The organism is Paenibacillus cellulositrophicus (genome assembly GCF_009363095.1).
Taxonomy (GTDB): domain Bacteria; phylum Bacillota; class Bacilli; order Paenibacillales; family Paenibacillaceae; genus Paenibacillus_AQ; species Paenibacillus_AQ favisporus.
Map to the genome: position 1 here is coordinate 614682 of NZ_CP045295.1, position 14574 is coordinate 629255.

The window sequence follows — 14574 nt, forward strand, 5'->3', positions numbered from 1 at the left end:
TTGCAACTATAACACACAAATAAGTGGTCGGCAACATTTAATTGTGGCCGGCAACATATTTCTATGGAAAATAGGCAAAAACCACTGATCCAGGACCAGTGGTTATCAGGCATTGACGTAACATGCTTACCATTTACGAATAGCGATCATAAAGGAAATCAGCGCTGCGATGGAGGAAATCGTTCTTACATGATTCCAGGGTACCCAGCCGGCAATATACTCACTCCATACTTGCGCTCCCTCGTCAGCCCCCAGACTTACAGCTGCTAGAGAATTATTAAGCGGAACATTGAAGATGGCCGTTACCAGAAACACTCCGACAAAAATAAACAAGCAGCCAATGATTACATAGACCGCGCTATGGTTGCCCGATTTGAAGAACGAAGCAACGCCCAAAACGACGCTTAGGATGGTGGTCCCCATAAAGACGAGCATAAATAACGATTGCAGAATCGTCGAATTGATCGACTGCATAGCAGATATGCTCTGCTCTGCAGGAAGTCGGGAAAGCGACGTCATCACGAATGCCGAAAAGGTGAAAAACACGCCGGCCAGCAATCCGGATCCTAACGTAGATGCGAAGGTCAGATAATATAAAAAATTCACCACGGTTATGTCCTCCTACGATTTGATGGACCACTTTGATAAACTACTGTTTTAACCCCAAGCTCCGTCTGTAGCCGCCTGCCGTGCAAAGTCGAAGAAATCCCTTGGCTTTCTTCCTAGTATTTGCTCCACGCCATCCGCCGGAATCTCGTTTCGGCCATCCAGCACGGTGGAGAACAAATAAGACAGCAGTGTTATATACTCATCAGGTACTTGTTGTTGTGTAAGCATGGATAGGAATTGTTCGGAAGTAAGCTCGACATACCGAATATTCCGCTGACAGGCTTGAGCGATCAAGGACGTAGCTTCCGCAAAAGTAATTGCCTGCGGACCCGTCAATTCATACCGCTGCCCGATATGCCGGTCATCTGTCAAAGCCGAGACGACTGCATCTGCAATATCGTCTGCATCAATGAACGGTTCTCTCACGCTTCCTGCCGGCAGTGCTACCACTTCCGCTTGTACCATGTCATACAGGAAGCTCTCGCTGAAATTCTGGCAAAACCAGCTGCAGCGGAGGATCGTCCAGTCGGCGCCGGAAATCTGCAGCGCAAGTTCGCTCCGCTGAGCTTCCTCCTCACCTCGGCCAGACAAAAGAACTAATCGGCGCACGCCGGTTTCTACGGCCAATCTCGCGAACGAACTGATCGCATGAGCAGCACCCGGAACGGCCAAGTCCGGATAATAGGTAATATACGCTGCCCCTGTCCCTTGCAGTACAGGCTTCCATGTGGACGAATCGCTCCAATCAAAGGGCTGCTCAGCGGAACGTGATCCGGAACGGACCGGTATTCCCTTTTGCAGCAGTTTCTCTGATACCCGACGCCCTGTTTTCCCCGTACCGCCTACGATAAGAACCGGCTGATTCATTCAATCTCCTCCAATATTTTATTTAGTTGCACAAGCAAACGTTGTGCGATTGAAAAACCGAATGCTCTTGTCATTCGGCACTTTCCAAGCGGTTGCTTACCTCGTTCAGCTGAAGCGAGAGTTCATCGTCCTGGCTGTTTAATATCGTGTTATAACGCTGCCGCAGCTTTTGCCAACATTCGTGGATTTGGCTCTCCATCTCTCTTCCCCGGTCTGTTGCGTAAATCAAGGACATTCTTCCTTCCTGGCGGCTGCTGAGAAGTCCTTTGGCTTGAAGGCTCTCAATGAGCCGTGTAATGGTGGAAGGCTTAAGGTGGAGGCTTTGGCCGATTTCTTTCTGCGAGATGCCGTCCTTCTCCAGCACCGTCAGCATCAGAAATGCAGAAGTTGGGTTTAGTCCACTTGGTGCAAATTCATCTTCGGCCATCTTGGTAATAATCCTGCTGAGGCGATTGGCTGTGAAATACAAGCATTCTTTAAAATAAGTGTCCAACATGTCGCTGCCTCGATTCAAAGTTCAAATTAATGTTTGCACAAACAAATATAATACACTTTCTCCAACTTGTAAAGACTGGAAATGAGAACTGACTTGCACATTTTGAACAATGGTACGTTATTGACTCATTGCCATCGGAGACAAAAAGGAAGACTGCCGGACATCTGCCCGTCAGTCTCCTCTTCCCTACTTCGCAGTATGCTCCTCATCATATTCGCTGGACAATTCCTTCAGCGATTTGATTTTGCCATGGGGATGCTGTTCTTGCTTGCGTGACTTCCAGGCTGCTTCATTTCTTCTTTTCTGGTGAGCCATGACAGATATCCTCCTCTGGAAAAGTGAGTTGTATACCACTTCCTTATGTTGTCATTCCAGGGCCCTGTTCATTCGTGAAAAGAAACAGTCTCAATCCCGGAACAACCCATGACGGCGTTCATGCAGCGCACTTCATTGTTTAGCCTTTCTCAAACGGATCTTCGGCTTCGTCAATTCATAGCTGTGCTTTACCATCTCATGGATATCATCATCCTGGAGCTCCCCATCCAAGATCACCGTATTCCAGTGCTCCTTATTCATGTGATACGCCGGCGTCACTTCTTGGAACACGCTGCGCAAAAAATCGGCCCGGCTTGGTTCGCATTTCAAATTGACGCACAAGTGATCGTTGTGATGGAAAATCAGCGCAAAGCTCTTTTTGTTCCCTTTATGGCGGATTACGGTCCATTCTGCTCCAAACGGGTGGTCTTCATAACAGGCCGGGTAGGACAGACAGTAATCAATGATTTCATCGATCGTCATTGGTTTCCCTCACTGCTTGATTATTTTACAATTCGTCATGATTACTTATTATAATCCAGCTCTATCGGTTTTTCATTTTTTTTGTAAAGAGTAGAAGCAGTCCGTAGATAAAATAAAGGATGCTCGCCGTGACGACGCTATACAGAAAAACAGGAATAGACGTCGGCGCCCACACTTGAATGAATGCCCAAGGTAATCCTCCAAGCAGGATCGTCGGCAGCATGCTTATAAATATTAGAACGGCAGCAACCATACAAATATGGATGAGCAGCAGCAGCTTTCTTTTTCCGGTTAAAGGGCTTCTCCTGCGTTGTTTAACGGCTAGCTTTCTGACAATATGGGCTGACAAGGCAATCCATAATACACCGAATAAAATGACGATGATTTCGAGGATACTCACGATGCGATCCAGCAGTTGATAGCTGTCGGTATGATTCACCGCCGGAGACTGCCCTTTCCACAAGTCCATCACGCCTTGTCCAATTGCCGTTGTATAGCTCGTGTTCATGTTGGCGAGAATCGCCATACCCAGCTGTTGATCCGGCTGCAAAATAAAATACGACGTAAATGACGGATTCTCACCGGCATGAAAAATAACTTTTTCCTTGCTTTTGCTCATGACAGCCCATCCGTTGGCATAATACGTATTCTGGTCAAAAGGATTTACCGAATTGTCCGGATTGTGCGACTCCTCAATCAGTTTGGGATCGTTGACCTGTTCGGGAGCGCTCTTTAGCTGGAGCTTGATCCATTTCGCGATATCATTCGCATTGCTGACGATATAACCCGCAGGGGTGTTGCCCCGATAAATCGGAGGTGTGAATGGCCTATGATTCATCCATCCGATTTTATAGCCGGAAGCCATATGGTCTGGTTGAGTCGATGGCACACCCACGAACGAGCTAGTCATGCCGATTCGATCTAAAATGTGCTGCTTCATGTACTGCTCATAGGGCATGCTGGAGACCACTTCGATAATTAGGCCCAGCACGTCGTAATTGATCGTTGCGTATTCAAAGGAACTTCCCGGCTTTCGGTTCAGCGTCTGGCCCTGCAATGTTTTTACCGTCAGCTCAAGCGCGTTGTCCGCTTTGCTTTCAGGGATCCGGGTGATTGTATTGGAAGCGATGCCGCTGGTATGATGCAGCAGCTGATTAATCGTTATCTTTTGCGGCTCACCGTGATAGGTCAGCTCTAACCATGGAATGTATTTTTGAACATTATCCGTCCGATGCAGCAGCCCTTGCTTCTCCAACTGCAAAATCGCTAAACCTGTAAAGGCTTTGGTCGTCGAACCAATTTCAAATAAGGTATCGGATGTTACGGGAGTTTTCGTCTTTACGTTCGCGTATCCAAAGCCTTTTTGATACACCGTCTCCCCTTTCTCGACAATCACCAAAGAGATTCCGGGTATTTTACTGATGCTTTGCTGGTTTTTAACATACTGTTCGATCTTCTGGATCTTATCGTTTGACTCCGCCCACACGATTCCTGGAGCGATACTGCTGATGGTCATAACGGCTGCAACTAATAACAAGCCCATTTTGATCCATGATTTCAATGCGTTCATTCTTTTTCTCTCCCTAGTTCATTGACATCTACCTGGCTTCATGAGTCGATTGCGATTTACTTATTTTTTGATGGGTATCCTTTTACCGTAAGTCAGCAGACGCCATAGCCATTCCATAGGCCCCAAACGAAACCGTTTGAGCCAAAAGGAACTGAGCGGAATCTGAACGGCATAGATGCAAAGTGCGATGAATGTCGTATCATCCTGATTCATCCTGCATCACTCCTCATCTTGCTGTCTACCGTCGCACCTCGCTAATGTAAGCTAAATGGAAAGTGATTTGAATAGAGAAAGCCTTACATATGCCTTACACTTTAGTAAGGGAATCATTTCCTCTATACGAAAAGACGATCATCCCTAATAGGAACGACCGTCTTTAATCACGGCAATCCCGGGTGCCGCAAACGATGTATTTCAGAAGGCTTAATCCATGAAAAAAGCACCCCGTGACTTGGTATAGGTACATACCGGGTTTAGGAGTGCTGCTGCCAAATTAATGATTAATGTCACATTTGTTCATAATAAATGCGATCTGATTCTCGAGGCGGTTAATGTCTTCCTGCGTCTTGGGGTCTTCCTTGCCCATGCCCCGGAGCGAGGCGAGCTCCTGCTTCAGCTGATGCAAATCCTCCCCGGCATTGCTGCAGTCATAGTTACTTTCCAGGTTTTCGAGCATGTGCTTTTCCTCCATTTTCACTTCCCTATTATGGAGGATTCACCCGAAATTATTCAGAATGGGGTCAACGAAGAAATGGGTTATGTTCCTTAACGAACCACACTCTAGATCCCTTGGTTTAAAAGCACATGCACGGCGTATGGTTCCAGGCGAATGCAGCCTTCAATGGTTTGCTTGCTCAGGGCATCTATATACGTCCCCCCCAGTTCTACATCGACGGATTCGCTGCGGTGATTCAGCAGCATTAAGTAGCTTTTGCCATCCTTTTCTCTTTCTACTGCCTCGACTCCATCGTATTTTTGGGACAAGGATGGGACAGCGCCCTCCCTTTCCAGAACCAGCTTCATCAAGCTCTCCATCGCCCGGTCATCCAGATCGCACCCGACGTAATAAACCTTCCCTTTACCATAGGTGTGAACAGTAACTGCCGGTGTTCCGCTGTAATAATGACTCTCATAATCCGCGAGGATCTCAGCCCCTTCCAGCTTAAGCACATCGCACCACATGGAAGCGGTGCCGTCTCCGAACTCTCCGCTCACGGATACGGTCCGGCCGAAATTAACCGAGTCATACTCTTCCAGCTTAACGCCTGCCAGTCTCCGGAACAAGCCCGGCAGAGTCAAAGTCGTCATTCGGTTATTCCAGGTACGTGTTCCCGACCGGAACGTGATAAGCAGCGAACCGCCGCCTGCCACATATGACTCACATTTGTCTGCGATCTCTTCCGTCATCAAATTAAATGCCGGCATCAGAACAAGCTTGTAAGGCGTAAAGTCAGTCTTCACGCTGACCACGTCTACGCCGACATGCTGCCCGGCAACTGCATCGTAGTAGCCTGCCAGCAGAGCTTCATAACTGAAGTTCCGGTTATGAGGCTGAGCGCGGTGGCTCCACACTTGATCATAGTTTTTAATGAGGGCTACGGTATTGTTGTTGGCGGCCCCTACGAACAGGGGGGACAGTTCTTTGAGTTCATGTCCGATCGCGGTGATCTCCCGGTACCTTCTCCGGCCGACGCCGTCATGATCAAGGATGCCGTGCCAATACTGTTCGATGCCGACCGTGCAGGCCCGCCAGCGGAAATAGACCATGGCATCCGCTCCATGCGCGATCGCCTGATAGGTCCATAAACGAAGTTGTCCCGGCTCGGGCGTATCGCCTAACGAGTGCCAGCCGCACGGACCGCTCTGCTGTTCCATCATCCAGTAGTTTTGATTTTTGATGCCGCGCATCAGATCATGGGCCATGGCGACGGTTAAAGGCGAAGATTTGCCCCACATATTATTCGGATAGTTATCCCAAGAGATAAAGTCAAGATCCTTGCCTAGATCGAAGTAATCGATCTCGCTGAAATGACCCATCAAGTTATGGGTGATCGGCAGGGAGGTGCATGCACGAATCTCTTCGATTTGAAGCCGCTGATAGGCGGCCGTCGAATCGGAATAGAATCGGCGGTAATCGAGCTGCATACCCGGATTATGGTTATAAGGTGTGGACATCAATCCGCCGGAACCGCCTTGGCTGAAGCCGTCGCTTGCGGCATACGTGGGAAGCATAATTTCTTCCCAGCTGCGGTAAGTATGGCTCCAGAACACGGTTCCCCACTCTTCGTTCAAATTGTCGACGGTGCCGTACTTTTCGCGGAGCCAGATCCGAAAGGCATGCAGATCGCTCTGGCAGTAGCACGGACCGCCGAATTCGTTATCGATCTGCCAAGCAACGATGTGCTCATTGTTTTTGTAATGCTCGGCCATGACACGGGCAATGCTTGCGGAATACTTCTGATACACCGGATGATTAACGCAATAGTGCCTCCGTGTACCAAAACCTTTGGTTAAGCCGTGGACATCAACGGGGTACATATCCGGATATTTGTCCATCAGCCACTTGGGAGCCGCCGCCGTCGGTGTTCCCAAAATGATCTTGATCCCTTCCTTGGCCAGTACCTCAATGGCATGGTCGAGCCACGTAAAGTCGTACCGTCCTTCCTCCGGCTCCAGTTTGGCCCAGGCGAATTCCGCCAGCCGGACAATGTTGATATTTGCTTCCCGCATCATTCGGGCATCAACGGCCCAACGTTCTTCGGGCCAATGCTCAGGGTAATAATCCACGCCGAAATACATGGGTATCTCCTCCGATATGTATCATTATTTTGCTTGAAAATATCTTATTGAACCTATTATATTATTAATCATATGGGGCTTAAATCATAAGATTTTGATACTATAGTATAACAATTATGCTAAAAGGAAGCTGAGATATGAGAATCAATTATTTCATTCCTAGCCCGCGCTTCACGAACCTCATTTGTTATCCCGAGTCGTTCGGACATTATGCAGATGAGCCATCACACAGTGAAAACCGGACGCACGGACTCTCCACTTATAATTGGCATATCGTCCGCGGCGGAAAAGGATACATTCAAGTCGGTGAAACTATCCTGGAACTTGGCCAAGGTACCGGCTTTCTATGCGGCCCCGGTGTTCCCCAGCGGTATTATGCCGATCAAGACGAGCCTTGGGATATCCGGTGGGTTCATTTTACGGCTCCTGGTCTTAGTACGTTACTTCAAGGGAGAGGTGAACGGGAGGCATGGGTATTTTCGTGGGAGGGAGCGGACCGGCTTGATCGGCTGTGGTCGGATCTTCTGGCCACCGGCATTCACCCGCTGCAGGAAGGCGAAGCACGGTTGTCCGCGATGCTGTACGAAATGCTTGCCGAATTCATCATATACATAGACGGCTCGGAAGAACGTCCTCAGCCGGGGATGCGCACCAAGCTGATGGAGACGGCGCAGTGGATTAGAGCTCACAGCCATCAGCCTCTTACGCTCGAGCAAATGGCGAGCCAGGCAGAGTACAGTCCCTCCCATTTCAGCAGGCAGTTTCACGTTTTGTTCGGCAAAACGCCGATCGAGTTTTTGAACGAATGCCGTATTCTACAATCCAAATCCCTGCTGATATCAACCGGTTGGACCGTGAAAAAGGTCGCGGAGACGGTCGGCTTTGCCAGCAGTACGTACTTTATTCAGCGTTTCCGCAAAAACGAAGGCATGACGCCAGAGCAGTTTCGGGAACTTCGTGGCGTTCACGTCAAGTGATGCGTTATTAACGGGCGTCTCAATCCTCACAGACGGTTAGAACTACGTTGCCTTTCTTGTGGCCTAGCTCAACATAGGCATGTGCCTCGGCGGCTTGCTCCAGCCGGTAACGACGGTCGATGACCGCCCGGAGCTGACCCGCTTCGATCCGATCCTTCAGAAAGGCCAAGTCTTTCGCGTTTTCCTTCATATTTCCGCCAATCACCTTCTTGCTGCTCGTCAAGCTGGCCCACAGCCCGCGAACGATGATCACCGGGTTCACATGATAAGCCCGAAGGTAGACACCGTTGGGTGCCAAAAGCTTGACGCATGCTTTAAAGGGGCTTTTTCCCACCGTGTCGAAAATAATATCGTAAGGCGGGCCGTCATTAGGCAGCTGCTGTTTCGTATAATCCAAAACCCGATCGGCTCCGATTGACGTCACCAGCTCTGCATTCGAAGCGCTGCATACTCCGGTGACTTCCGCTCCAAAGTGCTTTGCCAGCTGCACGGCATACGTCCCGACGCTGCCTGAAGCACCATATACGAGTACGCGCATGCCGCTTCTTATTTTCCCTGCTCTGAGAAACTGGAGCGCAGTGAGGGCGCCAACCGGAACGGCAGCCGCCTCTTCAAACGTCATATTCTCCGGCTTTAGCGCCACGCTCCCCTCCTCGGGCAGGCATTTGTATTCCGCATATGCACCAAAGCTGCTGCCACAGGCTGCGTAGACGGCATCCCCTGGCTTGAAGCGGGTAACGCTTGACCCCGTGGATTCGACCACACCGGTCAGTTCAAATCCGAGAATCCGGATGCGCTTCGGTCTCCACAATCCGTTGAACAGTCTTGCCAGAAAAGGGTCCGCCCTGCGTAATCGCCAATCTCCTGCTGCAGCGGTTGTAGCATAGACCTTGATTAATATGTCGCCGGCTTTAGGGGCCGGCTTGGTCACTTCCTTGAGCTGAAGCACATGTGGCGGTCCGTATTGTTCATATACGATGGCTCTCATTTTTTCGCCCCCCGTGTTGTTTTCGGACCTGTCCCTGCGCTGCTTCCTGACTCCGTTCTGACCAAACCGCATAACCCATACCTGCGAGAGCGATTCCCATCGGAACCGCCAATACCCGATCCAGCGGGTGTGGAAGCAGTGATGAAGCCAGTGTCGACACAGCGGCGCAAGCCAACAGAACAGCTGTCCAGCGCGGGAGGATCCCGGCGCGGAACGTAGCTATGCCAAGCAGCAGACCGCCGAGCACATACAACCCACCACCTACAGGTGCTACTCCGGGCAGGAGCCCAAGGTTGGACACGGCTGATGATCCGGCAAAAATCCCTAAGTACCCCTCCACGAAACTCGGTGCATCCGCAGCGATAACCGGTAAAACAAAAGCTTCTACAAAGGTGAAAGCAATTGTAGCTGTCCAAAAGAGACCAAACAGGAGAAAACCGGCCAATCCGGTCCACCCGGCTACACGGACTTGCCTTGTATAAATTCCGGTTATGCCGAGCAGTCCGAGCAGAGACATCGCGAGGGTCATGTAATGGACGATGGCCCAGGCCTTTGTGGTAACGGATGATAGAATTTCAGGCGGATGAATTGCCTGGATGACGATAAAAAGAATGCCCGCCAAGATGGCGGATAAACCGCTCCAACGAATGACGCGATAAGCTGTTATGTTCATATGGTTTTCTCCTCTTGTTTTTATTCTTGTCGACGATTAGCAAGTTCTGTTCACTCCGGTATATTTACTGACAGCCATCTTGTGTCCTATTAATCTCTGGTGGTGACTCCGGCTGTGGTTCTAGCCGGATGACTGAAATCAGCCGCAGGTTGAGATCGCGGAATCTTCTAAGCAAGCCGTATAAGGCGGGTTGATCGGCCACAGATCCGGTCAAAATGGATGTTCCATCTGGCTCTTGATTGAGACGAAGTCCCTCGAACCCGTCAGCCCACCGGTCGCCGAGATATCCCTGAAACCGAATCTCATACCGTTCAGGCTCATTTGGATTATCTGGTATATCATGTGTTTCGTTCATTCAACCGCCTCCCTTAATTTCCTTTCCATTTCATGTCGTGGTCAGTCTCCTTTCATCGTGCCGCTCTGTTCCTAAATTGAAGATACAAGATCATGTGGTGAGACGGCATCACCAGATGTGGTGATTTTAAATGGTCACCGTACATTCATTCGAAGTAATTGGCATAAAAAAGAGCCCCGATCCTGGGCTTATTCCTTCTTCCAGGTCCGGAGCTATACGAAAATCGCTATGTCACAAGTCATCAAGCTCTTCGGCGCGCCTTACGGCTGCCCGACGGTTGTTCACCTCAAGCTTGTCATAAATGTTTTTGGTATGCGTTCGCAGCGTATTCAGCGAGACGTGAAGCTCACGTGCGATTTCAGGCCCGCTCAAATCGGTTTTGAGCAGACGCAGCACGTCCCGCTCCCGTTCGCTCAGCGGCTCCCCAACTGCCTTTTTCGCAGCCGATCCGCTCCCCTCCTTGCCAAAGGATAGCAGAAGAAGCCGCACATAGTTTGGACAGATCCCTCCATGCCATGCTGCTTCCAGCAAAGCGGCCATCGGTTGGCCCTCGTCTGCAAAAATCCGAACGTACCTTTCCGGCTCTGCCAGTGTCAGGGCACGCTCCAGCGGCGCAAGTGCGGAGGACATGTCACCTTGGCTGTGATGAGCAAGGGCTTGAAGGATCAAAACTTCGATTTGACTCCCCGTCCTTCCGCTGTCTGACGCTGCTTGGGACAGGCGTTCCAGGAATCCCAACGTTTTCTGAATATGTGCAAGGTTACTTGGATGCCGGTGCAAAAGTACCCGGGCCAGAGTTATGTGCTCAAATTCGCGCAGATAGTGCAGGTCATCCGATGTGGATAGACCCTGTTCGTGTGCCCACTCCGCAGCCTCGCCCCATCTATTCAGAGCCAGCCACACGCGTGCTTTTAAGGCCGACACCGGACGCACGTTTGGAAAAAAATCACCGACATACCGCTGCTCAGCCTCTTGCAGTATTTCAAGCGCGCCATCCAAGTCTCCTTGCGATTGCCGAATACGCGCCATAGCTACCCGCCAGCGATACGGATATTGGGGCAGACCCATTTGCTCACCCAACTCCTGACTTCTGTGCAGATGCTGCATGGCGGCGTCCAAGTCCCCCTTCTCCCGGCTTAGCTCGCTCATTCCGACGTACATGTCTGCTGTGCCCCGCATTTCAGGAGTACCCATCTCGGCAGCAAGCAGTAATCCATTCTGAAAGATATCCATGGCCTGGCGAAGCCGCCCCAACGCTATGTTTATATCGGCCAGAGCGATGGAGCCCCCGATCGCGTCTGAGATGTTCCCTGCCCGCCGGACATTCGCCATTCCCTCACTGAACATCCGGTACGCCTCCTGAAGATCACCGCTCGTCCAGGCCGCAAGACCAAGGAGCGCGGCTGCCGCGCCGCGCCGAAGATGATCGTCCGCCGGAACGAGTTCAAGTACTCTCTTCGAATATGTAATGGCGGCGGGTATATCCCCCATGGCCTGGGCATAAGCGGCGCGGTATCCGGCAATGGTGCCCGGAAGGCGGCGAAATTCCTCCTCGTCTACGTAACACATATCGGTTGCTGAAGTTTCCGGCGTCCTATCCAATGAGGAATTCTCCAGCCACCGTTCGGCATCGCGCAGCCGTTCCTCTGCCCCTTCCACCTGGCCGACGGCAAGTAACGCCCATGCATATTCAACGCTGAGAACGGGCCTATGGCGAATGATTTCCTTGGGCAGCGCCTGAATCCACCCGAGTACTGCGGATTCCTGCCTGTTCCTGCGCATGGTTGCCCAAGCCTGCTCGATCAGATCCGCCGCTCGCGGGAAATCTTCGGCGGCCAACGCGTGCCCTATTGCTTCAGCGTAGGAGCCGTGCCGTCCGTACCACGCACTCGCACGCCGATGCAGTTCAGGAATGAGGTCAGGCTGATCCGTTCTTAAATGTATGGACAGCACTTCACCAAAGAGATGGTGATAGCGATACCACTGCCGCCTGTCATCCAGGGGTACGATAAAGAAGCTGCCCTGCTCCAGCGATTGAAGCCGAACTGCCCCTTCGTTCTGGCCGGTAACGGCATCGCACAGCGGGCCATGCAGCCGATCCAGAATCGAGGTCTGCAGCAGGAAATTGCGGACATCGGCCGGCTGACGCTGAAGAACCTCCTCGACCAAATAGTCGACGATGTACCGGTTGTCTCCGGCGAAGGAACGGATAAAAGCGGGAATGTCCTTACGTCCCTGCATCGAGAGAGCCGCGAGCTGCAGCCCCGCGATCCAGCCCTCGGTACGATGATCCAGCGCGTCAATATCCTCTGCTGACAGATGCAGTCCCATCACCTGATTGAGGAACTCGGCTGCTTCGCCTGCAGTAAAGCGCAGGTCGGTGTCGCGCAATTCGGTTAAATGGCCGCCGGCGCGAAACCTGCTGAGGGAAAGCTGCGGGTTTTCCCGAGTCGCGATCACCAGGTGCATTTGCGGCGGTAAATGCTCGACCAGAAACGCGATGGTATGATCGATCTGCCGGTCTCCTACAGCATGATAATCGTCCAGCACAAGGACGAATTCAAACGGTATTGTTGAAATTTCATTCAGCAGCATTGTTAGCATCGATTCGGCTTCCGGTGGCGGTTGGGATTGGATTGCACGCATTACCGCTTCTCCGAAATGCTGCTCTATTGTCTGCAAAGCAGCGACTAGGAGCGTAAGCAGACGCAGACTATCCTTATCCCTTTCGTCTAAAGACACCCAAGCGACAGGCCGTTCACAACCGGCAGCCCATTCGCTGATCAGTGTCGTCTTGCCAAAGCCGGCTGAAGCAGAAATTAAGGTCAACTTGCGCCCCATCCCCGCCTTCAGCCGCTCAATCAGACGCGGCCTAGAGACGAGCCTCGTTCGTGGCTGCGGGATGTATAGTTTAGTAGATAATACAGGAAGTTCCGGAATATTCATGGATATAATCCCTCGTTAAACCCATTTTTGCTCATATCAATCCGCATCCGAAATAGCCCCATTCTATGATTTATATCCATCATGATATCTTTAATCGAATGTTTCCACCACTAAAAATTAAATGGATAATCGGCTGCTTTTTCACCTTCAGTGAATGGTTCTACGACGATGACCGCGGCATTCTTTCCAGCATTCGTATCACTGCCCATACTGCAAGCGTTGCAATGATTGCAACGATGGCTGATCCGCCGGCGTGCAGAAGCAGCAATGGAGCCCACAGAATGCCGAGATAACGGTGCACCACGCGCATCCTCTTGTTACGAATTCTTTTTATGAAGAAACCGTAACCGGCAATCATTAATAAGATCGTGAATGCGGAAAGACCGGTAAATATTTTATGATCACCTGGCTTGGTTATCAAAAAAAATAAACCGTGAGCCGTGACGAGCGTTAGAATTATCCAACCCAAAAGCTTGTGCACGCCGTACAGAAATTTCCCGGTTTTTCGCACCAGCATCGAAGGCGATTTCATTTTCTTTTTAAACCAGACCCAAGAGAAGCTGGCCGCACCGAGAAACACAGCGAGCGTTCCCAGGAACTTAAAAATTTCCGCGCCACCTTCAGGCCGCTCTTCTCCGCGAGAATGTAACCCACGTCCTTCCGGGGGTGCCAAGAGGTGATCACCATTACTGTGAAAAGAAGAAATATAAAAATAGTAAGCTAAGAGCAGGACGGCAGCAACAGCTGCTATGATAGCAGGGATCCAAACCTTTTTTGTTTTCATGGGCTGCACCTTTCATAGAGAATTGACTTCACTATAAAAGAACAAGATTAAAAACCGATTAGAATCCGCTGTGATGTTGACGGCAGGCAAAAAAAGAAGAGCGCCGCAGCATGCCAGCACTCTCCTATCCCTTAACACTTTACCCTTGCTTATCATTATTGATATTAATCGTTGAATGTTCATTCAATTTAATGATCCGGGATGAAATGCTGCTTATGATCCGTGCGGAAAACGTACTTGCGATCAGGCACACCCCGATGAATACAAATATTTGCGGTACCTGCGTGCTGATCACATTCTCCAATTGAATGAAATTCAGCAGCAGCGGTACGGAAAAGGAAGCAATATTTCCGCAGAACACCGCGGTGACCAGCAGGTAGAACGACTTGTTGTCCTTAAAGTGCATCCCGGTGTCGGTATCCGTGTTTTTAACCAGCAGGAAGCTGGTTACACCTCCTACGGACCCGCACAGCGTCATGGTCAGAAAATAAATCTCTCCTTCCGACAGCGCCTGAAAAAAGACAAGGCGTGCCAAATACCACAAGATCAGCAGCAATGCCACAAGACAGCCGACCTTAAACGCCGCATCGACATTGATCAGCCATAGCGGCTCCTTTGTTGGCTGGGGAGCAGCCGCCTCTTGGGAAGACGGCTGCTGAACGGCCATAGGGGCTGAATCCAGCATCGGGGATGAAGCTAAGGGAGCATGTAT

16 protein-coding genes are annotated in these 14574 nt (G+C 50.7%); 1 reads left to right on the forward strand and 15 read right to left on the reverse strand.

Translation table 11 applies throughout. From position 1 onward, the window contains the following. Window positions 1-126 precede the first annotated feature (126 nt). From GCU45_RS02715 to GCU45_RS02750, 9 genes are all read right to left on the reverse strand, one after another. Complete coding sequence (locus GCU45_RS02715) at window positions 127-609, reverse strand: anthrone oxygenase family protein (protein ID WP_152397976.1); 483 nt, start codon at window positions 607-609, stop codon at window positions 127-129. A gap of 48 nt (window positions 610-657) precedes the next feature. After that, window positions 658-1476, reverse strand: coding sequence for an NAD(P)H-binding protein (locus GCU45_RS02720; protein WP_152397977.1), 819 nt, complete (start codon window positions 1474-1476; stop codon window positions 658-660). Window positions 1477-1546: 70 nt separating this feature from the next. After that, a complete protein-coding gene (locus GCU45_RS02725) occupies window positions 1547-1903 on the reverse strand; it encodes a MarR family winged helix-turn-helix transcriptional regulator (RefSeq protein WP_244364405.1) in 357 nt (118 codons plus the stop codon). A 255-nt stretch (window positions 1904-2158) separates the two neighbouring features. Next, window positions 2159-2287 carry a DUF6254 family protein gene (locus GCU45_RS34135; protein WP_219845392.1) on the reverse strand — a complete coding sequence of 43 codons (129 nt, stop codon included), beginning with the start codon at window positions 2285-2287 and terminating at the stop codon, window positions 2159-2161. Between the two features lie 132 nt (window positions 2288-2419). Then, window positions 2420-2770, reverse strand: coding sequence for an MmcQ/YjbR family DNA-binding protein (locus tag GCU45_RS02730; protein ID WP_152397979.1), 351 nt, complete (start codon window positions 2768-2770; stop codon window positions 2420-2422). Between the two features lie 61 nt (window positions 2771-2831). Next, the gene (locus GCU45_RS02735; RefSeq protein WP_244364406.1) at window positions 2832-4340 is read right to left on the reverse strand and encodes a serine hydrolase domain-containing protein; all 1509 of its coding nucleotides are present in this window, start codon (window positions 4338-4340) and stop codon (window positions 2832-2834) included. 60 nt (window positions 4341-4400) lie between these two features. Further along, entirely contained in the window at window positions 4401-4553 is a 153-nt protein-coding gene (locus GCU45_RS02740) for a DUF418 domain-containing protein (protein ID WP_152397980.1), read from the reverse strand. 280 nt (window positions 4554-4833) lie between these two features. Next, entirely contained in the window at window positions 4834-5016 is a 183-nt protein-coding gene (locus GCU45_RS02745) for a DUF2524 domain-containing protein (protein ID WP_076164415.1), read from the reverse strand. 104 nt (window positions 5017-5120) lie between these two features. Beyond that, entirely contained in the window at window positions 5121-7139 is a 2019-nt protein-coding gene (locus GCU45_RS02750; RefSeq protein WP_152397981.1) for a beta-galactosidase, read from the reverse strand. A 137-nt stretch (window positions 7140-7276) separates the two neighbouring features. Here GCU45_RS02750 and GCU45_RS02755 point away from each other — a divergent pair, with 137 nt between their 5' ends. Beyond that, window positions 7277-8116: a helix-turn-helix transcriptional regulator gene (locus GCU45_RS02755; protein ID WP_152397982.1), complete on the forward strand. Its 840-nt coding sequence runs from the start codon at window positions 7277-7279 to the stop codon at window positions 8114-8116. A 19-nt stretch (window positions 8117-8135) separates the two neighbouring features. Here the strand turns inward: GCU45_RS02755 and GCU45_RS02760 are convergent, their stop codons facing one another. The 6 genes from GCU45_RS02760 to GCU45_RS02785 all read right to left on the reverse strand — a co-directional run bounded on the left by GCU45_RS02760 (window position 8136) and on the right by GCU45_RS02785 (window position 14529). Continuing rightward, window positions 8136-9104, reverse strand: coding sequence for an NAD(P)-dependent alcohol dehydrogenase (locus tag GCU45_RS02760; protein ID WP_152397983.1), 969 nt, complete (start codon window positions 9102-9104; stop codon window positions 8136-8138). After that, window positions 9085-9777 (reverse strand): hypothetical protein, encoded by a 693-nt coding sequence (locus GCU45_RS02765; RefSeq protein WP_152397984.1) that lies wholly within the window; start codon window positions 9775-9777, stop codon window positions 9085-9087. Before GCU45_RS02765 ends, GCU45_RS02760 begins: the two co-directional genes overlap by 20 nt. A 64-nt stretch (window positions 9778-9841) precedes the next feature. Next, window positions 9842-10132, reverse strand: a complete 291-nt coding sequence (locus GCU45_RS02770; RefSeq protein ID WP_152397985.1) for a DUF8691 family protein — start codon at window positions 10130-10132, stop codon at window positions 9842-9844. Between the two features lie 231 nt (window positions 10133-10363). Beyond that, the gene (locus GCU45_RS02775) at window positions 10364-12961 is read right to left on the reverse strand and encodes a winged helix-turn-helix domain-containing protein (RefSeq protein WP_208837098.1); all 2598 of its coding nucleotides are present in this window, start codon (window positions 12959-12961) and stop codon (window positions 10364-10366) included. Window positions 12962-13238: 277 nt separating this feature from the next. Beyond that, window positions 13239-13862, reverse strand: a complete 624-nt coding sequence (locus tag GCU45_RS02780) for a hypothetical protein (protein ID WP_152397987.1) — start codon at window positions 13860-13862, stop codon at window positions 13239-13241. Window positions 13863-14001: 139 nt separating this feature from the next. Then, window positions 14002-14529 carry a YEATS-associated helix-containing protein gene (locus GCU45_RS02785; protein WP_152397988.1) on the reverse strand — a complete coding sequence of 176 codons (528 nt, stop codon included), beginning with the start codon at window positions 14527-14529 and terminating at the stop codon, window positions 14002-14004. Window positions 14530-14574 lie beyond the last annotated feature (45 nt).